The organism is Roseivirga sp., from assembly GCF_965216855.1.
GTDB lineage: Bacteria > Bacteroidota > Bacteroidia > Cytophagales > Cyclobacteriaceae > Roseivirga.
This window is the reverse complement of sequence record NZ_OZ244204.1, coordinates 1352432-1373428: the sequence shown is the minus strand read 5'-3', so window position 1 is coordinate 1373428 and position 20997 is coordinate 1352432. Positions and strand designations below refer to the sequence as shown.

Below are 20997 nucleotides of genomic sequence, written 5' to 3'. Positions count from 1 at the left end.
ACGATTTACCTTCTTTCTAAAAGGGTGAATTTGAACGAGAACTCTCCTCACTAGAAAGACTTCATCATCTAATCAACCAATCATCAAATCAATCACTGTCTCCAAAGTGCCGGAGCTTTTCTCCATTCTTCCAGAGAGGCTAAATCATCAGCACCTACATAGCCCATTTCAATGGCTTTTTCCAGCATAATGCTGTAGTTACTTAAACAGTGTAAGGTAATGCCGGCTTTTTCGAAGTTTTCATCGGCCAGAGGAAAACCATAAGTGAAGATGGCTAGCATACCAAGAACTTCATATCCTGCTTCGCGAAGGGCCTGAGCAGCTTTAAGTGAACTTCCTCCAGTAGATACCAGGTCTTCTACTACTAAAACCTTCTTTCCGGGATCTACCTTACCTTCAATAAGGTTTTCCATGCCATGTCCTTTGGGTTTTGACCTGACATAGATAAAAGGTACGCCTAATACATCGGCCAATAGGGCTCCCTGTGGAATTCCGGCAGTGGCTACACCTGCTACTGCTTCATAACCCTGGAAGTGTTCTCTGGCCGCTTTAGCTAATTCCTGCTTAATGAATGTTCTGGTTTCAGGATAAGAGAGGGACATTCTGTTGTCACAATAAATTGGCGATTTCCAGCCTGAACTCCAGGTAAAGGGATTGTTGATGTTTAATTTTATGGCCTCGATTGATAGCAGATCGGAGGCTATTTTCAACGCAGTTGCTTTGTTGGCTTCATTCATTTGCATGTCGCGAAGTTACTAGATTTTTTTTCTGAAAATGGCATGAAGTTGATTCGCCTTGTTCAAGATTTTTTTTTGATATTGACCCCGAATACATTCCCTCAATGAGGATCTATATAAAAGACAAACCGCTTAGAATTAAACAACCTGAAAAGGTTAGTGATCTTTCCCAATTCGATCAAATTGTTGAAGAAGATGATCTGCTGATCAATGAGAAGAAATTCCAGGGCAGACTTCTTATTCGTAATGCTCATCACGGTACCATCAAATCCATTCTCTTTATTCTTCATAACAAGAAATTGAAGAATCTGGAATCCGTTACCGTTGAGACAGAAAACTACGATGAAACGGTTGACTACATTAAGAGTAAATTCAAAATATTAAAGGCTGCCGGTGGTGTGGTTGTCGATAAAGACAGGGTGTTAATGATTCATCGATTAGGTAAATGGGATTTGCCGAAAGGAAAGATCGAAAAGGGAGAATCCATGTCCGAAGGGGCTAAGCGTGAGGTTCAGGAAGAATGTAACGTGAAGGTAAAGGTGAAAGATAAGCTGTGTACAACCTGGCACACTTACACCAAAGGGGATAAAAGTATTCTAAAGAAAACAGCCTGGTATATGATGGAGTGTCTCGATGATTCCAAAATGGAACCTCAGGTTGAGGAAGATATTGATGAAGTAAGGTGGATGAACGAGAAAGAGCTCAATGTGGCTATGTATAATACCTACAAGTCCATTACTCACGTCTACCAGAAATACAAGAAGCTCAAGAAAACTCAGAGAGTATAAGGAAGATACTTCTGTACATCGCCACCATAGCGGTGAACTTCCCGAATGATACTGGAATTAACAGCAGCCAATTCAGGTGAGGTAATCAGGAAGATAGTTTCCAGTTTTTCATTCAAGTCGCGGTTGACTTGCGAAATACTATTTTCGTATTCGAAGTCAGTTGTATTTCTTAATCCCCTGAGTATGGCCGATGCACCGATTTTCGAAGCGAGCGATGCAGTAAGCTCATTGTAGACCATTACGGAAACTTCAGGCACGTCACGGAAAGTATCATTAATCTTTTCCTCCATATACTCAATCTCGAAATAACGATTGGCCTTTTGACTGTTGTAGCCCATTCCAATTACTATTTCATCGAAAATCTTTAGTCCCCGGAGTACAATGTCTTCATGACCTTTGGTGAACGGGTCAAATGAACCGGGGAAAATAGCAACTCGCTTCATGCCCTAAATCTAGTGAATAAGTTAGAGGTTGGCTAACACTTCCATATACTCCTGAGCCTCCAGTTCATTGAAGATAGGGTGCATAATAATGCCGTCAGGTCGTTTCCCCAGCTCGATATTTTTGAAGTACTTTTTGAGTACAGGGAGATATAAGTCTGCCTTTTCCTTAATGCCATGTAATACAAGAGGTGTGAGCTGTCCTTCTGTACTGAATTGTTGTAGTGTCAGAAGCATCAGTTTTACCAGTTGATTGACATCAGAAAACTTGAATTGATTATAAATAGCCAGCCTTTGCAGGTTATAGCCGGCAATTTGAACTTCGTTGTTGTTGATTGAAACGTAAAGGCTGGAAGGTGCTTTTGTCTTGATCTGTTCTTGAAGGCCTTTTAGGTAAGCCACTGCCTGATGATTAAAGTAGAGAGATAACTGAGGGTATTTTTCCCTGAACCATACTTTCAGTGATGATGGGTAGCCAAAGGCCACGGCAGCACCAATCTCATCCATTAGTTTGTAATGGAACTCATCTTTTTCAAAGTCTACGCGTTCATTCAGTCTTACGTACTCACTGGCCAGTGTTCTGTCGAAGACAGGAATAGGAACCAGGGCAAACTGGCGGTTCCGCATAAAGACCTGAATCTCTTTCCAGAAGCCCGCTGCAATCAGGATATGATCATTATAAATCTCCTCCAGATTTTTTTCGAGCGATTTAGAAGTGTTGAGCTCATAGTTTTCGAAAAGAAGTAACTGCTTCTTTTTTACATCAAAAACTACAATCTGACACTCTTCGGTAGAAACAAAAAACGAAAGGCGATATTGACTAATCTTGTCAATATCCAGCCTTTCGTCCTTTATAGATATTTTCTTATTAATATCAGCTATTTGCACGGCTTAATTCCAGTTACCAGCAGTGGTAATATCTGTTCTGGAACCAAATCTTAGAGGTCTTCTTTGTTCGATCTCTGCATCCTCAGTTCTTGTTTTATCGAACGGATAGGTATCAACTACTTCAATGTAATCAACACTTACACCACTTCTTACAGAGTCTTTGGCATAAAGAGAGAAATATTTGCCTGGAGCATGAGGCAGCTCAGGAAGTGTTCTCGGATCGAAGTTTCTTGAGAATAGAGAATCTTTCACAGAAACTTCACCAATGGTATCATAGATGAATTCTGATTTTTCAGCACCGTAATCTAACATGGTGATTTTCTCAGTTCTCTGAATGAGGTAGATTTTACCTGTGTCCACATAAGAAACAAGTTTCTCCCAGGTGTCTGCATAATCACCGTAAGTAGACAGATAAGCTTCTTCTGCTGCTCTGATCTTCTCAAGCTTGGCAATCACCCTTTTTTCTACTCTCTCAATCTCTTTGGCTTCTTCGATGGTAGAGTTAATGCCATCGTACAAAAGGTAACCAACGCCAATGGCGATGATAAAGAAGACCACAGTAAGTATTTTAGTTAGGTTCATTTTGGAGGTTGAATTTTCAGTAAAATTAACTAATTTTTTAGGTAATCCATAGTTATTCGAACCGCTATTTTATGGATAATTAATGAAATTTGAAATAACCTTTTAGATTAATCAGGTCACTAAGGCTTTCTGTTTTCTGCAAGACGTAGTGTAAACTCTCCATTTCCTGATCTTTCAGTATTTGAAGATCGAAAAATCCAATTTTTGTTAACAATTGATTTTCATCTGACATCTCCGGGTCGGTTCCTAATTTGGGTTTTCCGGAAACTATATCTACCTGGAAAAACAGTTCAATGCCATGTAACGGAGGGTCGAGGTATTCGTGTACAAAGAGAAATTCCTTCACTTCGATCGTGCAACCTGTCTCTTCAAGAAACTCCCGTTTCAATGCTTCTCTGGCATCTTCACCATATTGCATTCCTCCACCCGGAGGTGCCCAAAGCGATTCTGTCTTACCAAGAGACCTATGATGTACAAGCAAAATTTCGCCACGCTGAATGCAGATTCCACAAACTCTGATGCGTAGCTTTTCACCATATTGTTCTCTGATTTCTTCCTGAATTTGATCTGACATAAAAAAGCTCAATTGGGAACAATATATTTGTAACCGTTGATGTAAAGGTATTCATTCCCACTTAAACCAAAGAAAGCTCTGGCCAGGCCATCAGAAATATTACTCGATAAGTTTCCTTTTGAACCTACAGATGGACAGAAGTACCTGTTTAAGCTGTTTGACTCTTTTCTGCTGGATAAAGAGCTCAAGAAGCCTGTGTTGATCTTAAGAGGCTATGCAGGTACGGGTAAGACCACAGTGGTGAGTGCTATCGTGAAAATGCTGCCTTTTTTCAACTACAAATATGTATTGATGGCACCAACAGGCCGGGCAGCCAAAGTAATGTCAGGCTATAGTAAAAGAGCTGCATTTACTATTCATAAGAAAGTCTTCCAGCAGACTGCCGAGCCGGGGGGAGGCCTGGAGTTTAAAAGACAATCTAATTACCATCAGAATACTCTTTTCATTGTAGATGAGGCTTCCATGATTTCTGATTCGGCAGAATATGGACAGAATGGACTGTTGAGCGACCTGATGGAATATGTGTTTTCAAAAGAGGGGAACAGACTACTGCTAATTGGTGATACAGCTCAATTACCTCCGGTTGGAAATATGGAGAGCCCGGCATTAGAGAAAAACTATTTGCAACGCCATTTCAAGGCTGATGTACAATCAACAGAAATGACTGAGGTGATGAGACAGGATATTGATTCCGGTATCCTGTTTAATGCAACCAACCTTAGGAATGAACTGATGAAGGAAAACTTCAAGGTTTCCTTTGCCACCAGTCGATTCACTGATGTTTTTAAAATGACTGGTGAAAAACTGGAAGATGGTTTACGCTACGCCTATGACAAGTTTGGAGTGGAGAATACCGCGATTATTTGCAGGAGTAATAAGAACGCAGTTCAATATAACCAATACATCAGGAGGGCTATTCAGTACAGAGAAGACGAGATAGAAGCCGGAGACATTCTAATGATAGTCAGAAACAATTATCACTTTCTTCCTGAAAATGCACCGGCAGGCTTTTTGGCTAACGGAGATTTTGTGGAAGTATTAAAGATAAGTCGGTTTGAAGATTTGTACGACCTCCGGTTTGCTAATCTGACCTTGAGGTTACTCGATTATCCTGATCAGGAGCCCTTCGAAGCTAAAGTGATGCTTGACACTATCTATGCTTCAGAAGCTTCTCTAAATGATAAGGCTTACAAGAACTTGTATGATCAGGTAGTGGCCGATTATGCCGATCTGTCTACAAAAAAGGAGAGGATTAAAGCCATTAAGAGTGACCCATATCTCAATGCTTTACAGGTAAAATTTGCCTATGCGCTCACCTGTCATAAGTCTCAAGGGGGGCAATGGGAAGCTGTTTTTGTAGACCAGGGTTATCTAACCGATGAGATGGTGAATCATGAATACCTGCGATGGCTATATACGGCATTAACCCGTGCTACCAGGGAGCTCTATCTCGTTAACTTCAATCCCAAATTTTATTAAGCTGCCTTTGCAGCGCCTAAAGCCAGGAATATCCAGCCGAGAATAAAGGCCAGTCCGCCAATAGGAGTAATTGCTCCCAGCCAGGTAACATTGGTCAAACTGAGTATGTACAGCGAACCGCTAAAAATAAGAGTGCCGATAATAAAAGACCAGGCAGTCCAGAGAAAGTAGTCACTATTGAGGTTCAGCATGAGAATGCCTGTCAGTAACAATGCCAGGCTATGATAGAACTGATGCTTTACTGCCGTTTCATAAGTTTCCAGTCTGCCATTGGCGGTCAAAGTCGCTTCCAGTCCATGTGCGCCAAAGGCTCCAAGTCCAACGGCCAGTGCGCCCATAACAGCCGCAACGATTAATACAATTTTTGCTGTCATATTAGTGATAGTTTCTGCTGCCAAATATAGCACTGCCTACCCGGATCATAGTGCTTCCTTCTTCCAATGCGATCTGATAATCTCCGGTCATACCCATTGATAGTTCCTTCATTTCAACTTTATCAGACTGGTATTCTTGTTTGATTTGCTCGAAGAGGTCTTTTAGGTATTTAAATTCGTTTCTGATTACCTCTAGATTCTCAGTATTGGTGGCCATTCCCATTAAACCGATGATCTTAATGTTCTCCATGGCCTTTAATTCTGCAGAATTGAGCAGCTCATTCAGTTCGTCTTCATCGAGGCCAAACTTGCTTTCTTCTTTTGCAATGTAAACCTGGAGCAGACAGTTAATCACTCTTTCATTCTTCTTTCCCTGTTTATCTATTTCGGCCAAAAGTCTTTTACTGTCTACCGCATGAATGAGGTGAACAAAGGGAGCGATGTACTTAACCTTGTTCCGTTGAAGGTGCCCGATCATGTGCCAACGGATGTCTTTTGGCAGGTCTTCATACTTCTGAGTAAGCTCCTGAACTTTATTTTCACCTAAATCTCTCTGACCTGCTTCATAGGCCTGTAACAAATCGGGGTTTGGCTTAGTCTTACTCACGGCAATGAGTTGCGCATTGAAAGGAGCAGTTTCCTGATTGAATTTTGAGATGTTCTCTGCAATACTCATGTCACACTGTTAAGGTGTCGAATAGATTTCTATTATATTTGATTACCTGAATGGGCCGCAATTTAGCATAAAAGCGCTTGTTTATGCTAGCAGTTCAATAAACCGAAGATAGTATATGCCAATAATCGGATCGATTCTAAAGAAAGGTATAAAACTCCGGGAAACCCTGGAACAAGATTATACCTCTCCATATGATCTACAGAAGAAGGAACTTTCCAAACTCTTAATAAGTGCCCGAAACACTATGTTTGGGCGAGAATATGATTTCATGTCAGTGCTTGAGAAATTCAGAAGCCTGGGACACCATGATTTTTATGAGCAATTCAAAGCCAACGTACCCATTCATGATTACGATTCCATGAATGATCATTGGTGGCACAAAACCAGGGATGGGGAGCCTGATGTAACCTGGCCGGGTAAGACAAAGTATTTTGCTTTAAGTTCCGGTACTTCAGGAGCTTCTTCCAAGTTTATTCCGGTGACTAAAGACATGATCCGTCAGATCAGAAGAACAGGGACCCGGCATATGTATACGCTGGGAAAGTACGATTTGCCAGATAAGTTTTTTCAGTCAGGTATGCTCATGTTGGGAGGAAGTACCTCTCTTAATTTTTCCGGAAGCTTCTATTATGGCGACCTAAGTGGTATCACCACGGGACAATTACCATTATGGATTCAGGGCTTTTCACGCCCGAGTCCTAAAATCAAGAAGCAAAAGGACTGGGAAACCAAACTGGAAGAGATTGTTGAAAAGGGCCCGAAGTGGAATATTGGTATGATGGCAGGAGTGCCGGCCTGGATTACCATCCTGATGGAGCGGCTGATTGATAAGTACGGGGCAGATAATATTCACGACATCTGGCCAAATCTACATGCATATGTACATGGTGGTGTGGCTTTTGAACCCTACAGAAAGGGTTTCGATAAGCTATTGGGTCATCCCATTCACTTCATAGAAACCTATCTGGCTTCAGAGGGCTTTATTGCTTTTCAGGATTCTCCTGGTAAGAAGTCTATGAGGCTCATGCTGAATGGAGGTATCTTCCATGAGTTCGTTCCTTTCAACGAAGAGAATTTTGACGATGACGGTCATATTAAGCCCAATGCGCAGGCATATATGGTTGATCAGGTGGAAGAGAATAAGGAGTATGCCTTACTAATTTCTACTGTATCTGGTGCCTGGAGGTATATGATCGGAGATACTGTTAAGGTGGTGGATAAGCATAATTCTGAGATCATCATCACCGGCAGAACCAAGCATTTCCTGAGCTTATGCGGTGAGCACCTTTCGGTTGACAACATGAATAAGGCCGTTCAAATGGCTGCAACAGACATGGATGTGGTGGTGAAGGAGTTCACTGTGGCAGGAATTCCCGATGGAAGTTTGTTTTCGCACCATTGGTATGTTGGCATAGACGGGCAGGTGGATCAGGAAGTACTGAGAGATAAGATAGATAATTATCTAAAGGAGCTGAATGATGACTATGAGGTGGAGAGAAAACATGCACTAAAGAATGTTTACCTACAGGTACTTCCGAATGAGGTGTTTTATGGCTGGATGAAGTCAATTGGCAAGGAGGGGGGCCAAACCAAATTCCCAAGAGTATTGAAGAAAGAGAAATTAGATAGCTGGCTGACTTATCTGAAGCAAGAGGCCTTATAGTATAGGATGGATATAGTAATCAATGGCGTTTTATATGGCCTGCTACTTTGTGTATTAATTGGGCCTGTATTTTTTGCCTTAATTCAGAATTCAATCGAAAAAGGCTTCTGGTCTGGTTTTTTCATGGCCATAGGAATTGCCCTGAGTGACAGCTTCTACATAGTGGTTACTTACCTCGGAATTTCACAATTGGTTGAGAATCCCAGTTTCAATATGTGGCTTGGAGGTGTTGGAGGAGTTATTATGCTGGGGTTTGGTTTTGTCTATTTGTTGAAGCCTGTGCCTGCCAAAGGAATTAGGCAGAGACATCAGGAAGAAACCAAGTGGTTTCAGCAAATTGTTAAAGGATTCCTGCTCAATGGAATCAATCCCTTTGTGCTTTTCTTCTGGCTGGGGATTATCAGTAAAGTGACGCTCACTTATAAGTATTCAAACAATGAGGCTATTAGCTTCTTTATTGTATTGATTGCTACTGTCTTACTGTCTGATATTCTAAAGTCTTATTTCGCTACGAAGCTGAGTCAGATTGTTACCCCCAGATTCATGAAAATCATGAATAGGGTAGTGGGCATCGCCCTGATCGCTTTTAGTATTAAGCTTTTCAATTTTGTACTTGAAGAGTTCGATATGGCTTTGTTTTAGACTCTTTTATTAGTCTTTCAAACCCTTTGGAGCTTTTGTGGTTAGGTTCATGTCAATTCAAAAGCCATGAACAAGAAACTACTCTTCATCATTATTCTTTTTTGTTTTTTTAGTGTCGATGCTTTGGCCCAACAAAGCCTGGGTGATTTCAATCAGGATAGGCTTCAGCTAAACAAGGTTGGAATGATAGTGCTAAGTAGCTGGGCTGTCGGTAATATGGGGGTGAATGGGGTCTTGCTTCGAAATCCTTCCTCCAATGAACAAGGTCATTTTTATCGGATGAATATTTTCTGGAATGTGGTTAACCTGGGATTGGCCTTACCGGGTCTAAGGTACTCGCTCATTACAGATCCCGGTTCTTTGGGCCTTGCTGAAACAGTAGGTGAATATCATCAGATGGGGAAGGTTTTATTGATGAATGCCGGTCTGGATGTGGCTTATATTACCGGAGGTTTTCTAATGAAAGAAATGGCTAAGACCAGGGAGAAGAAGAGAGATATTCTCAATGGTTACGGTCGATCATTAATCTTGCAGGGAGGCTTCTTGCTGGCCTTCGATGTCATTATGTTCACGGCCTTACAATCTGAGAATAAGTCACTGATTAATATTCTCGAACATGTTCAGGTAAATGCTAACAGTATTGGATTGGTTTGGCGCTTTTAGTCTTCCAGTATATTACTGATGAAGGTAGTCTTGCTCAGCATAAATAACAGGAAGAAAAGAATACCCCACTTCAGGTAAATAGGATAGAAGTCTGTAGTGTTTTTATAGCGTGTTTCTTTGATTTCCGCTTTCTCATACTGATCGATCAGGTCGAATACATTTTGCAATGCCGCATTGTCCGAAACCCTGTAGAATTGTCCCGAACCAATTTTCGCAATCTCTCTCAGGTTCGATTCATCTACAGTGTTTTCCACATAATTGGTTCGGCCAAAGAAATCCTTTCCGTAGGGGACTTTACCCTCTTTACCCACGCAAATCGTATAGATTTTAATATCATAGGCAGCCGCCAGTTCAGCCGCAGTAATAGGGTCAATATTTCCGGCCGTGTTGTCACCATCGGTGAGTAGTATCATTACTTTACTGCTGGCCTCTGATTCTCTCATGCGGTTGGTGCCAACAGCTATGGCACTACCAATCGCAGTACCTCTGTTTTCGATCTTGTTGAAGTCAATTTCTTCATCAATAAACTTGTAGAGTAGTTCATAATCGGTGGTCAAAGGAGAAAGTGAATAAGCATCTCCTGAAAAAATGACCAGACCAATCCTGTCCTGATTTCTTCCCTTGATAAAGTCCCTGGCTGTAGCCTTGGCAGCCTGAAGTCGGTTGGGCTGGAAGTCTTCAATTTGCATGGACTCTGAAATATCAATTAAAAGAGCAATATCAATACCTTCAGACCATTCCTCTACCATTTCATTGGTACGTTGAGGTCTGGCCAGAGCCACAAGCAGCAGAAGCAGGGCCAGGGCCTTCAGAACGTTAGGAATGAGTCTTAAGTAACTCGTCCAGTGTTTTTGGATTTCCTTTTTAGGGAGAGCCACTGGCAGCTTTTGCTTGATTTTAGTGCCTATAAGCCACTTGAGCAGAAATATTAATAGAACAAGCGGTATAGCATAAAAGACGAAGAAGAACTCCCAGTCAAAAGATTTGAAAGCGGAAGGAGTGAACCACTCCAGCGAAAACCAATGGTAAACCGACTCGTCAAGCATTCTTTATCTCCTCTGTTACATGGTTATATCGATCGATTGAGTAATCCTTCAAAAACTCAAAGTCATTTTGCAAGGCGCTTACGGCCAATTTGCTGTAAATGTTTCTGTCAATAGACTTCAGTGTCTCCTCCAAAGAAGAGTTCTTCTGAATCTGCACAATCTCTTTGGTGGTCAGTTTGGTGTAAGGCATCTGTTCCAGTGACTCCATATATGACTTCCAGAATTTCAACAGCGATTCAATTTTTGGTTTCTCAGTATCTGAAGAAATACCTTCAATTTCTCTGTCAAACTCTTCTTTGAATTTCTCAAGTTTCTTCTGCAGTCTGTAAAGCCTGATACGCTTACTGATTTCCTTACCCCAAATAAGGCTAACCACTAAAGCAATGAAGCCCAGTAATACCAGTGCAATCACCCAATATGGATAGTTGAATTGCCTTGAAACAGGCTGGAATGCTCTTGTTTCTGCCAGGTTTACAGAATCCGGCATTTGGGTAACTACCTGATTCAAAACAATAGAGTCTTTAGCACTGTATAGCGGAATACTATCTTTTCCTGTGAAAACAAAAACCGGTAATGACAGACTCTGGACCGTATCAATCTCGAAAGTAGCCAGGTAGTAAACAGCACTGTCAATACTGTTAATGCTATCTGAACGAGTATCAAAATAGGCTTTATCCAATAGCTCGAAAGGGGCAAAATTGTAAAGCGAATCAGGGAATATGACAGGACGATTTTTCCTGTCCTTATAGCTTAAAGAGTAAGCCACAGACTCACCAATCTTTACACTATCTTTCAGGAAATAGCCAGTCGGTTTCAGGTCTTGTGCTAGGCTAAAAGACGTGATGCTTACCAATAAAATCAGAAATGTAGCTATCCTTCTAGTCACGTTTCATCGTTTTGTTTCTGATCTTAAATAATTTGATCAACTGAGGTACATAATTATCCTTGGTATTAATCTCAAGGTAGTTGATCTGGTTCTTACGACAGAACTTTTCCAGCTCCCCCTTATTCAACGTGTAGGTCTTTTCCAGTTTTTTACGGAAGTCTTTTGACGAGGTATTTACCCAAACTGTCTTTTTACTTTCCTGATCATAAACAGGCACAATTCCCAGGTTAGGTAGTTGTGTCTCACGATCATCTTTCAGGTGTAATACTACCAGGTCATGCCTGTTCGCTAAAAGTCTCAGACTTTGCTCATAACCCTCGTCAATGAAATCTGAGATGAGAATGACCACACTTTTTTTATGGATGATCTCCAATGCCTTCTTTATAGCCAGGTCTATGTTTGTTCTGGTCGACTTCGGCTGATGTTCATAGAGCTCATGGATAATGGCATATCCATGCTTAATGCCCTTGCCTGATTTGACAAATTTTTCCTTCTGATCTGAGAAAGTGAGGAGGCCAACCCGGTTTTGTTGCTTAACAGCTGAGAGCGTTAATACTCCGGTGATTTCTTTACCTACATCTACCTTTTGGGCTCCGGGGGTTCCTATTTCCTGGGAAGCACTCACATCCAGTAAGAAGAAAACGGTCTGTTCTTTCTCCTCTTTAAAGGTTTTGACAAAGGTGCCATGTCCTTTGGCAGACACGTTCCAGTCGATCGTTCTGGTATCATCTCCATACTGATATTCACGCACGCCATCGAACTCAAGGCCCGACCCTTTGAAGATAGAGTGAAAATCACCCTGCATTCTAGAGTTAATGGCTTTTCTGATCTGAATCTCGTACTTCCTAAGCTTGGAAATGATATGCTCCATAATGAAGGCCTAAAAATATGATTAATTTGATTTTTGACTGCTTTTCACCCTCTTAATTTTGGTTAATTACAAGCACTCTAATCACATAACCCTTACCTTTGCCAGTCGTTTGTTTAATGAAGCGAAAATAAGAGGCTAATAATATGGCAAAAAAGCTTTTTTTACTGACGGTCATTCTATCGTTGTTCTCTTGCGGGGGCGGTGATGAAGCCATCCCTGAAGGTATACTCAACCAGGAAGAAATGGTTGGTGTAATGATCGATATTCGTATGGCCGAGGGAATGATTAGCTCAGTTAATATGAGTCTTGATTCTTCCCGACAGGTCTACCGGGCTATGGAAAAACGAATATTCGAGAAACATGGTCTGGACTCTGCCGGTTATGTGAAGAGTTATAATTACTACATGTTGCATCCTCAGCTTTTTCTAGACATTACCGATATCGTAATCGACAGTCTTAAAGCGAGAAATTCTAAACAGTACAGCACGAACTATTAAATGCTATATCCTTCTAATCTTGAACTAAAGCTTGGTTTTGATAAAATAAGAGGGCTGCTACAAGAGGCCTGCGAGAGTAACCTCGGAAAAAGCTTTGTAGATAAAATTCGTTTTTCTTCAGATCAAGACAGTATAGATCGCTGGCTTAGCCAAACCGATGAGTTTGTGAGGATTATTACTTCTCAGGAGCTTTTCCCAAACTCTAACTACATAGACCTATCACCGCTTTTCGGTAAAATACGGGTCGATAATTCCTTTTTGAGTGAAGAGGAGTTATATGATGTCATCCTCAGCTTGAAAACACTGAACAAGTGCCTGGACTTTTTTCAGGAGAAAAGAGAAGAGTACCCTGTGCTTTCAGAGCTAACCTATCCGATTGTTTTTGACGAGGATTTACTTTGGTCTATTGCCAGAGTATTTGATGAAAGGGGAAAACTCAAGGACAATGCTTCAGATAGACTCTATGAAATTCGTAAAGGTATACTGGAAGAAAAACAAAGACTCAGAAGAGTTTTAGATAACATCATTTCCAGGACAAAGAAGGAAGGTTATACACCTGATGATGTATCTGTGACCATTAGAAACGGAAGGATGGTTATTCCGGTACTGGCAGAATATAAGAGAAGAGTTAAAGGCTTTATTCATGGGGAATCTGCTACCGGGCAGACGGTTTACCTGGAACCTACAGAAGTGTTTGCCATTAACAATGAAGTGCAGGAACTGGAGTATGCAGAACAACGTGAAGTGGTGCGCATACTCATGGAGCTGACAAGTTATCTGAGGCCCGAGATTGAGAACCTAAAGCAGTATATGCAGTTTCTTGGTCTGGTAGATTTTATCAGGGCCAAAGCACGTTTTGCGCTTAAAATTGATGCCTGTAAACCCCAGTGGTCAGCTAAAAAGGAGTTCAACTGGCAGGTAGCTAAGCATCCACTTTTATTGCTGAAGCATAAGGAAATAGGTAAGGATGTTGTGCCTCTCAATATTTATCTCGAGCCCAATCAACGCGTGTTGATTATTTCCGGTCCCAATGCCGGAGGTAAGAGTGTTTGCCTCAAGACGGTGGGACTGTTGCAGTACATGTTACAGAGTGGTTTGTTAGTCTCGGTGAACGAGTCGTCAACATTCACGCTGTTCAAAGATTTGTTTATCGATATTGGCGATGAACAGTCAATTGAAAACGATCTGAGTACTTATAGTTCACACCTCATCAACATGAAACACCTGTTGGGTCATGTAAACAAGAAGAGTTTATTCCTGATCGATGAATTTGGTACGGGTACTGAACCTCAGTATGGAGGAGCCATAGCCGAAGCCATTCTGATGGAACTGAAGGATAGCAAAGGAATGGGAGTTATCACCACTCACTATGGCAACCTGAAGGAATATGCAGATAAACATGATGGTTTGGTGAACGGAGCCATGCGCTATGACCTTAAGAAGTTACAGCCACTATATGAGTTGGAAATCGGTAAACCGGGGAGCTCATTTGCCTTGGAAATAGCAGGGAAAATAGGTCTGCCAAACCGAACCATAGAAAACGCCAAAAGGAAAATTGGTATTAAACAGGTTTCGTTTGACCAGATGCTTGGTCAATTACAGATTCAGCAAAATGAGTTGGAGGCTTCAGAAAAGAAAGTAAAGACTCGCGAGAGAGAACTGGATGAATTGACGGAACAATACGCTCAACTGAAATCTCACCTGCAGAAACAAGAGAAGAAAATACTCAATGAAGCCAAGCAAAGGGCTAACTCCATCGTGTCTGAAGCGAATAAGGAAGTTGAGCGTGTAATCCGGGAGATAAAAGAAAAGAAAGCTGAAAAGGAGGCCGTTAAGAAGCAACGAGCCCGACTTGAAAAGATCAAGAACGAGACAGAGGTCAAAGAGCAATTCGAGAAGAGCAGTGACAATTCTGATGAGATTAAAATTGGAGATTATGTGCAGTTGAAAGGACAAGACACGGTTGGTCAGGTAGTGAATATCAAAGGAAAGGATGCTGAGCTAAGTATTGGTGAACTGACTTCTTTCGTCCGTTTGAACAGGTTAGAAAAAGTTAATCGCAAGGCCTATAAAGATCAGGGTAAGACCAAAAGCTTCAGTGGTTATGACTATGTAAGCAAGCAATCAGACTTCAATAGCAGAATTGACCTCAGGGGAATGAGGGCTGAGGAGGTGATTCCTAAACTGGGTACCTGGCTGGATGAGGCAATTATGTTGGGTGTTAAGGAATTACAGATCGTCCATGGCAAAGGAAATGGCGTTCTGCGTCAGGTAACCAGAGACCATTTGAAGAACTATAGGGAGATTAGTTCGGTGAGAGACGAACATGCAGATAGAGGAGGGGCAGGAGTGACACTACTCACTATCTCATAACAAAAAGGAGCTTGTCTCGAGTTTGCCAGATCACGTCATTCTGAATTTATTTCAGAATCCATCAAGACCCTGAAATAAGTTCAGGGTGACGCTGAACAGGCTTTTGAGACAACCTCCTTTTTTGGGGAGTATATAAATTTCTTATTGTTGCTGCATATTGAAAACATAAGTTCCATTGGCTCCATTGATACCTGCGGCAACCCCTCCGCTTGCAGTGTAATTCACGGTCATGACCAAAGTGGCCGGAGTAGCATCTGCATTGACTGAGATTGAGTATACGTTACTGGCATCCCCATCGAAGATGAGTTCTCCAATGTTTGTTCCATTAAAATCCCAGGTACCGTTAGCTGAGAATAAAGGGGAACCGTTGCTACTGGCATAAGACTTACTCGTAGCATTTCCTCTGAAGGTTATAGTAAGGTCAGAGAAAAAATCAGAAGTAGCACCATCAAAAGACACTGAAGTAGTTGCCCATGTTACACCTTGAGCAGTTCCAGCTAGATCAACCAGTCTTTGTTCCTCTGGCGTAAGTTCAGGAGTGTCATCACCACCACCGCCACATGATGATAGTAGCGTAATGGTCAATAGGCAGAGGGCAAGAAAGTAGCTGTTAATTTTTTTCATGTTATGTTAGTTGTTATGTCAATTATAAGCAGTTTTTTATAAAAAGGCTTAAATCTTTTTCATTCTTGGCAGTTATTTGAAATCAGGTATATGAATACTTTCCGCGCAAAAGTCATATTCGTGCTTCTGATTCGAGCTAATGAGTACAAGCTTGTCATTCAGTATTTGCTCAACCGAATTTCTATACCATTTAATACCTTCTTGGTCAAGATTAGTGGTGGGCTCATCGAGTAAGCATACCTCGCTTTGAGAAAAGAAGCATAGTCCCAGCTTCAGTCTCTGCTTCATGCCAGAGGAGAAGTTTTTGATTTGTTTCTCCTTGTCATTGTTCAGATACACCAATTCTACAAAGTCACTGATGGTTAACCCTACTTTCAGTTTTTTAAATCTGAAGTGAAAGTTCAGGAATTCCTGCAGAGTAAATTCTTCAATAAGCTCCAGGTACGGAGTGGAAATATCGAAGTGCTTGTAGAAATTCTCTACCTCCAGCACCTTGCCGTTGAACTCATAGTTTAGAGAGCCTTCTGTCAAGGGCATAAAGCCACATAATACCTGAATAAAGGTAGATTTTCCACTACCATTACCTCCTGTTATCGCACAAGGGTTACCGGTTTCAAAGGCAGTCGAAAGATGTCGGAATATCCATTCACGGTTAAACTTCTTACCTAAATCGTTAACCGTAATTTTCATCTTACTTGGCGCTGTAACCTTTCATTACACCTCGGTCAGAATTTCTGAAAAAATTGATGATTTCATCTCTTTCCTTGGAAGGAGTCATTTCCAGTTCAACCAGGTCGAGTGCCTTGGAGTTGTTGAGACCTTTCAGGAAGATGTATCTGTAGATTTCCTGAATCTCAGCAATCTTGTCATTCGAATAACCTCTTCTTCTCAGGCCGATTGAATTAATGCCAGCATAGCTCAGAGGTTCGCGTCCTGCCTTGGTATAAGGAGGTACATCCTTTCTAACTAATGATCCACCCGACACCATGGTATGGGCACCAATATTCACGAATTGATGAACAGCCGCAGCACCTCCAATAATGGCCCAGTCATCGATAGTTACATGACCTGCCAGTTGTACTGCGTTTACAAGAATACAATTGTCCCCTATGATACAGTCGTGAGCTACGTGAGTGTAGGCCATAATCAGGCAGTTCTTGCCAATCACTGTTTTATTAGTAGCATCTGTACCTCTGTTGAGGGTAACACATTCTCTTACTACTGTGTTATCTCCAATTTCGAGGATAGTATCTTCACCCCCAAACTTTAAATCCTGAGGGATAGCCGAAACAACTGCACCTGGAAAGATTTTAACGTTCTTGCCAATGCGTGCACCTTCCATGATGGTGACGTTCGAGCCTATCCAGGTTCCTTCTTCTATTACCACATTTTTACTGATGGTTACAAAAGGTTCTATCACCACATTGCGTGCAATCTTGGCTTCGCGATGTATATAAGCTAAGGGTTGATTCATTGATTCTTTACTATTCTGGCGGTCATAGAGGCTTCACATACTAAAGTATTGCCCACATAGGCGTATCCATTCATTTGTGCAATTCCTCTCTTGATCGGAGAAGTCAGTTCACACTTGAATTTAATGGTATCACCCGGAATAACCATCTTTCTGAATTTACATTTATCAATCCCGAGGAAGTAAGGGGTGTAATTTTCGGGATCTGGTACAGTGTTCAAAACAAGTATACCACCAATTTGAGCCATGGCCTCAATTTGAAGCACCCCAGGCATAACCGGGTTGCCAGGGAAGTGGCCGGTAAAGAAAGGCTCGTTCATAGTTACGTTTTTGATACCCGCAACCATGGTCTCATCAAGGTGGATGATCTTATCTATCAGTAAAAATGGATATCTGTGAGGCAGAATTTGCATAATCTGATTGATATCCATTACCGGTTCTACGGTAGGGTCGTAGTATGGTGCCGAACTCTTGGTGTTCAGCATAGCTTTTTTCAATTTCTTGGCAAAGGCCACATTGGCCGCATGACCTGGTCTGGCTGCGAGGATTTGGGCCTTGATAGGACGTCCAACAAGTGCCAGGTCGCCTACGACATCAAGTAGTTTATGTCTTGCCGGCTCATTTCTATGCCTTAACTCAACATTGTTGAGAATGCCCTCTTTCTTAACTTCAACTTTTGGCTTGTTGAATAAGCCGGCCAGATAGTCGAGCTCTTCGTCTTTTACAACCCTGTCTACCACCACAATGGCATTGTTCAGGTCACCACCTCTAATCAGGTTGTTCTTGTACAGCATTTCCAGCTCATGCAGAAAGCAGAAAGTACGGCTCGATGAAATGTCTTTTTTGAAGTCCTGAATGTTATTCAGTGAAGCATGTTGACTACCCAGAACAGGCGAGTTATAATCAACCATGACAGTTACCCTGAAGTCATCGAGAGGCAAAGCTGCAATTTCTACATCTCTGTCAGGGTCGCGATACATTACACTCTCGGTTACTTCAAGGAAGTTTCTGAGCGCATTTTGCTCTACTGTTCCTACTTTTTCTAATGCCTCAATAAAGATCCGGGAGCTACCATCCAATATTGGAGGCTCCGGCCCGTCAATCTGAATGAGTACATTATCAATCTCAAGACCTACCAAAGCAGCTAAGGTATGCTCTACCGTATTTACACGTGCTCCGTTGTGTTCAATTGTAGTTCCTCTTGATAAATCCACTACGTAGTCTACATCAGCATCAACTATGGGTTGATCAGGAAGATCTATTCTTTGGAACTTAATACCATGATTGGGTCCGGCCGGAGTAAAGGTCATATTGGCTGTTACACCCGTATGTAATCCTACACCAGAAACGGTCACGGCTTCTTTAATTGTATGCTGCTTCGTCTTCATTCTTTCTGCGAAAATGCCGCAAATTTATAACTTTTTTTCCAGTTCCTTCACCCGTTCGATGAGATTGGGCAGGTTCCTTAATATGACACTTACGCGTAGAAAATCGCGATGCTCCATGATAGGTGTACCAAACCAGACCTTACCTTCTTGTGTAATGCTTTTTGGAACTCCGGCCTGAGGGCCGATAATTGTTCTATCCGCCATTTTGAGGTGCCCGGTGATTCCTGCCTGGCCACCAATCTGACAGTTTTCTCCAATCTTGGCACTTCCGGAAAGCCCGGCTTGTGAAGCAATGGCTGTGTTTTTACCCACTTCAACATTATGAGCGATCTGAACCAGATTGTCGATTTTAACACCACTTTTCACAATAGTTGACCCCATAGTGGCACAATCTATTGTGGTATTGGCACCGATATCTACATGGTCTTCAATAATTACGTTGCCAGTTTGCGGAATGGATTTATAGGTACCATCTTCCTGAGGTGCAAATCCAAAGCCATCACTGCCAATTACAACCCCTGAATGGATTACACAGTGGTTTCCGACTTTACAATTCGCGTAAATCTTAACTCCTGGGTGAAGTGTAGTGTTGTCACCAATTTCAACATTGTCACCAATGTATACATTGGGGTAAATCTTAGTGTTGTTTCCAATCTTTGCGTTTTCGCCCAGATAAGAGAAAGCTCCCAGGTATGTATTTTCACCATACTTTGCACTTTCATGCTGAAAGGAAGGCTGCTCAATTCCGGTCTTTACTTTTGCAGTAAGTTTTTGGTACTCTTCGAGCAACTTGGCAAAAGCAGAATAGGGGTCTTCTACTCTAATCAGACTAGAGTTGATTTCTTTTTCAGGCTGAAAATCATCCTTCACAATAACTGCTGTAGCCTGAGTGCTATATATGTGAGGTAGGTATTTTGGGTTCGCTAAAAAGGCAATGCTACCTTCTGTAGCTTCTTCAATTTTCTCCAGTCTGTTTACAGTGGCAGCTCCGTCACCTTCTACCTTGCCTCCAATGAGCATGGCCACTTGTTCAATAGATATTTCCATGTTAAGTAAATCTGGCTGTTACAAATTTATTTCTTTTGGCCAGCATCGATAGTACTTGCGGACTATTTTGCTCATGGCCTTGATGTTAGGCAGATCAGCAGCTTCTACTACATCTCTTACTTCGCCATTCTTAGAGACAATCATAATCTTCTTGTCGTTGGAAAGGTAGGCGTTGTTTTGTACCTGGCCTGTTGAAAAGAAGTATTTAACATCTTTTGGTTTCAGGCCGTAAGTATCGATCACTTTCTGCTGAATGCGTTCTTTTTCTTCCCTGGTGATAGGTTCTGAGCTGAATTGTATGCGGAACAACTCTCTTTTTAATAGCATGGTACATAGTCGCGAAAGAATTGGGTCTTCAGATTTAGCCCAGATTTTAATAGCCCCCCAGACATCATAATCATCCAGTTCCAGAAAATTTTCAAGAGTAGCAGTGTCTTCTGCAAAATGCTCAATGCCAATCTCCCGCTCGAAGAAGAACCTAAGTGCATCACTCATAAATAGATCAGCCTGATTTTTTCGCGTCAGTTTTTTGGCTCGGTTGATAATAGCCACCAACATCTTTTCGGCACTGACTCCTGCTTTGTGCAGGTACACTTGCCAATACATGAGTCTTCTGGCACTGAGAAAGTTTTCAATGCTATATATCCCCTTTTCTTCGACCACTAACTGGTTATCATGAACATCGAGCATTTTAATGATCCGATCTGCTCCGATTGTGCCTTCAGAAACTCCTGAAAAGAAACTATCACGCTTCAGGTAGTCTAACCTATCGATATCCAACTGACTGGAAACAAGTTGATGAAGAAAAGGCTTGGCACAATTTCCATTGAAAATGTCTAATGCCAGGCTCAGGGCTCCATCAAATTCCTGATTGAGTCTGGAAATAATCATCCGGCTGAGGTGTTCATGATGAACATCTTTCAACAGACTGAATTCCAATGCATGAGAAAAAGGCCCATGACCAATATCGTGCAGAAGAATAGCCACTAAAGCACCCTCGTATTCTTCATCAGTAATCTCGATGCCCTTGGTTCTTAGGTTGTCTAAAGTGATGGACATCAGGTGCATAGCACCAAGTGCATGATGGAACCTTGTATGGTGAGCTCCCGGATAAACCAGCTCAGCCAGTCCCATTTGTTTAATGCGCCTTAGTCGCTGAAAATAAGGGTGATTGATGATGTCGAAAATCAGCTCATTTCTGATGGTGATGAACCCATAGACAGGATCATTGATAATCTTCCGTTTGTTCAAGTTTTGTACTTTAATTCTCTTAAATTCGAGCTTCTTC

At 41.7% G+C, this 20997-nt stretch carries 23 protein-coding genes; 7 read left to right on the top strand and 16 right to left on the bottom strand.

The window, feature by feature from the left end:
* Positions 1-92: 92 nt before the first annotated feature.
* Positions 93-737, bottom strand: a complete 645-nt coding sequence (pyrE, locus tag ACOOEY_RS06120; protein WP_420388638.1) for an orotate phosphoribosyltransferase — start codon at positions 735-737, stop codon at positions 93-95.
* 104 nt (positions 738-841) lie between these two features.
* On the opposite strand from pyrE, the gene ACOOEY_RS06115 reads away from it, so the two are divergent.
* Positions 842-1525, top strand: coding sequence for an NUDIX hydrolase (locus tag ACOOEY_RS06115; protein WP_420387794.1), 684 nt, complete (start codon positions 842-844; stop codon positions 1523-1525).
* Here the strand turns inward: ACOOEY_RS06115 and coaD are convergent.
* The 4 genes from coaD to ACOOEY_RS06095 all read right to left on the bottom strand — a co-directional run bounded on the left by coaD (position 1513) and on the right by ACOOEY_RS06095 (position 4009).
* Complete coding sequence (gene coaD, locus ACOOEY_RS06110) at positions 1513-1968, bottom strand: pantetheine-phosphate adenylyltransferase (RefSeq protein ID WP_420387793.1); 456 nt, start codon at positions 1966-1968, stop codon at positions 1513-1515. The genes ACOOEY_RS06115 and coaD overlap by 13 nt on opposite strands.
* A gap of 21 nt (positions 1969-1989) precedes the next feature.
* Positions 1990-2853 carry a DUF3822 family protein gene (locus ACOOEY_RS06105; protein ID WP_420387792.1) on the bottom strand — a complete coding sequence of 288 codons (864 nt, stop codon included), beginning with the start codon at positions 2851-2853 and terminating at the stop codon, positions 1990-1992.
* 3 nt (positions 2854-2856) lie between these two features.
* Positions 2857-3435, bottom strand: a complete 579-nt coding sequence (locus ACOOEY_RS06100) for a hypothetical protein (protein ID WP_420387791.1) — start codon at positions 3433-3435, stop codon at positions 2857-2859.
* Positions 3436-3514: 79 nt separating this feature from the next.
* Entirely contained in the window at positions 3515-4009 is a 495-nt protein-coding gene (locus ACOOEY_RS06095; RefSeq protein WP_420387790.1) for an NUDIX domain-containing protein, read from the bottom strand.
* Between the two features lie 78 nt (positions 4010-4087).
* Here ACOOEY_RS06095 and ACOOEY_RS06090 point away from each other — a divergent pair, with 78 nt between their 5' ends.
* Positions 4088-5488, top strand: a complete 1401-nt coding sequence (locus tag ACOOEY_RS06090; RefSeq protein ID WP_420388637.1) for an ATP-dependent DNA helicase — start codon at positions 4088-4090, stop codon at positions 5486-5488.
* Here ACOOEY_RS06090 and ACOOEY_RS06085 read toward each other — a convergent pair.
* Positions 5485-5862: a DUF423 domain-containing protein gene (locus tag ACOOEY_RS06085; RefSeq protein ID WP_420387789.1), complete on the bottom strand. Its 378-nt coding sequence runs from the start codon at positions 5860-5862 to the stop codon at positions 5485-5487. The two genes, ACOOEY_RS06090 and ACOOEY_RS06085, sit on opposite strands and share 4 nt — an antisense overlap.
* Position 5863: 1 nt before the next feature.
* Complete coding sequence (locus ACOOEY_RS06080) at positions 5864-6538, bottom strand: YggS family pyridoxal phosphate-dependent enzyme (RefSeq protein WP_420387788.1); 675 nt, start codon at positions 6536-6538, stop codon at positions 5864-5866.
* Between the two features lie 115 nt (positions 6539-6653).
* Between ACOOEY_RS06080 and ACOOEY_RS06075 the strand changes: the two genes are divergently transcribed.
* The 3 genes from ACOOEY_RS06075 (at position 6654) to ACOOEY_RS06065 (ending at position 9506) form a co-directional block, all read left to right on the top strand.
* Positions 6654-8201, top strand: coding sequence for a GH3 family domain-containing protein (locus tag ACOOEY_RS06075; RefSeq protein ID WP_420387787.1), 1548 nt, complete (start codon positions 6654-6656; stop codon positions 8199-8201).
* 6 nt (positions 8202-8207) lie between these two features.
* The gene (locus ACOOEY_RS06070) at positions 8208-8843 is read left to right on the top strand and encodes a LysE family translocator (RefSeq protein WP_420387786.1); all 636 of its coding nucleotides are present in this window, start codon (positions 8208-8210) and stop codon (positions 8841-8843) included.
* A 66-nt stretch (positions 8844-8909) separates the two neighbouring features.
* A complete protein-coding gene (locus tag ACOOEY_RS06065) occupies positions 8910-9506 on the top strand; it encodes a DUF6992 family protein (RefSeq protein WP_420387785.1) in 597 nt (198 codons plus the stop codon).
* On the opposite strand, the gene ACOOEY_RS06060 is transcribed toward ACOOEY_RS06065, so the two are convergent.
* From ACOOEY_RS06060 to ACOOEY_RS06050, 3 genes are read right to left on the bottom strand one after another with little or no spacing between them, the layout of a single operon-like run.
* The gene (locus ACOOEY_RS06060; RefSeq protein WP_420387784.1) at positions 9503-10552 is read right to left on the bottom strand and encodes a vWA domain-containing protein; all 1050 of its coding nucleotides are present in this window, start codon (positions 10550-10552) and stop codon (positions 9503-9505) included. The two genes, ACOOEY_RS06065 and ACOOEY_RS06060, sit on opposite strands and share 4 nt — an antisense overlap.
* Positions 10545-11438, bottom strand: a complete 894-nt coding sequence (locus ACOOEY_RS06055) for a hypothetical protein (RefSeq protein ID WP_420387783.1) — start codon at positions 11436-11438, stop codon at positions 10545-10547. The genes ACOOEY_RS06060 and ACOOEY_RS06055 overlap by 8 nt, the downstream gene beginning before the upstream one ends.
* The gene (locus ACOOEY_RS06050) at positions 11431-12309 is read right to left on the bottom strand and encodes a DUF58 domain-containing protein (RefSeq protein WP_420387782.1); all 879 of its coding nucleotides are present in this window, start codon (positions 12307-12309) and stop codon (positions 11431-11433) included. The genes ACOOEY_RS06055 and ACOOEY_RS06050 overlap by 8 nt, the downstream gene beginning before the upstream one ends.
* A 143-nt stretch (positions 12310-12452) precedes the next feature.
* Between ACOOEY_RS06050 and ACOOEY_RS06045 the strand changes: the two genes are divergently transcribed.
* Positions 12453-12806 carry a DUF4296 domain-containing protein gene (locus ACOOEY_RS06045; RefSeq protein WP_420387781.1) on the top strand — a complete coding sequence of 118 codons (354 nt, stop codon included), beginning with the start codon at positions 12453-12455 and terminating at the stop codon, positions 12804-12806.
* A complete protein-coding gene (locus tag ACOOEY_RS06040; protein WP_420387780.1) occupies positions 12807-15179 on the top strand; it encodes an endonuclease MutS2 in 2373 nt (790 codons plus the stop codon). It begins immediately after the preceding gene.
* 141 nt (positions 15180-15320) lie between these two features.
* On the opposite strand, the gene ACOOEY_RS06035 is transcribed toward ACOOEY_RS06040, so the two are convergent.
* The 6 genes from ACOOEY_RS06035 to ACOOEY_RS06010 form a co-directional block, all read right to left on the bottom strand.
* Positions 15321-15803: a hypothetical protein gene (locus ACOOEY_RS06035; RefSeq protein ID WP_420387779.1), complete on the bottom strand. Its 483-nt coding sequence runs from the start codon at positions 15801-15803 to the stop codon at positions 15321-15323.
* Positions 15804-15875: 72 nt separating this feature from the next.
* Positions 15876-16493, bottom strand: a complete 618-nt coding sequence (locus ACOOEY_RS06030) for an ABC transporter ATP-binding protein (protein WP_420387778.1) — start codon at positions 16491-16493, stop codon at positions 15876-15878.
* A gap of 1 nt (position 16494) precedes the next feature.
* A complete protein-coding gene (lpxA, locus tag ACOOEY_RS06025) occupies positions 16495-17277 on the bottom strand; it encodes an acyl-ACP--UDP-N-acetylglucosamine O-acyltransferase (RefSeq protein WP_420387777.1) in 783 nt (260 codons plus the stop codon).
* Positions 17274-18662 carry a bifunctional UDP-3-O-[3-hydroxymyristoyl] N-acetylglucosamine deacetylase/3-hydroxyacyl-ACP dehydratase gene (locus tag ACOOEY_RS06020; RefSeq protein WP_420387776.1) on the bottom strand — a complete coding sequence of 463 codons (1389 nt, stop codon included), beginning with the start codon at positions 18660-18662 and terminating at the stop codon, positions 17274-17276. Before ACOOEY_RS06020 ends, lpxA begins: the two co-directional genes overlap by 4 nt.
* 24 nt (positions 18663-18686) lie before the next feature.
* The gene (lpxD, locus tag ACOOEY_RS06015; RefSeq protein WP_420387775.1) at positions 18687-19709 is read right to left on the bottom strand and encodes a UDP-3-O-(3-hydroxymyristoyl)glucosamine N-acyltransferase; all 1023 of its coding nucleotides are present in this window, start codon (positions 19707-19709) and stop codon (positions 18687-18689) included.
* 18 nt (positions 19710-19727) lie between these two features.
* Entirely contained in the window at positions 19728-20960 is a 1233-nt protein-coding gene (locus ACOOEY_RS06010; protein ID WP_420387774.1) for an HD domain-containing protein, read from the bottom strand.
* Positions 20961-20997 lie beyond the last annotated feature (37 nt).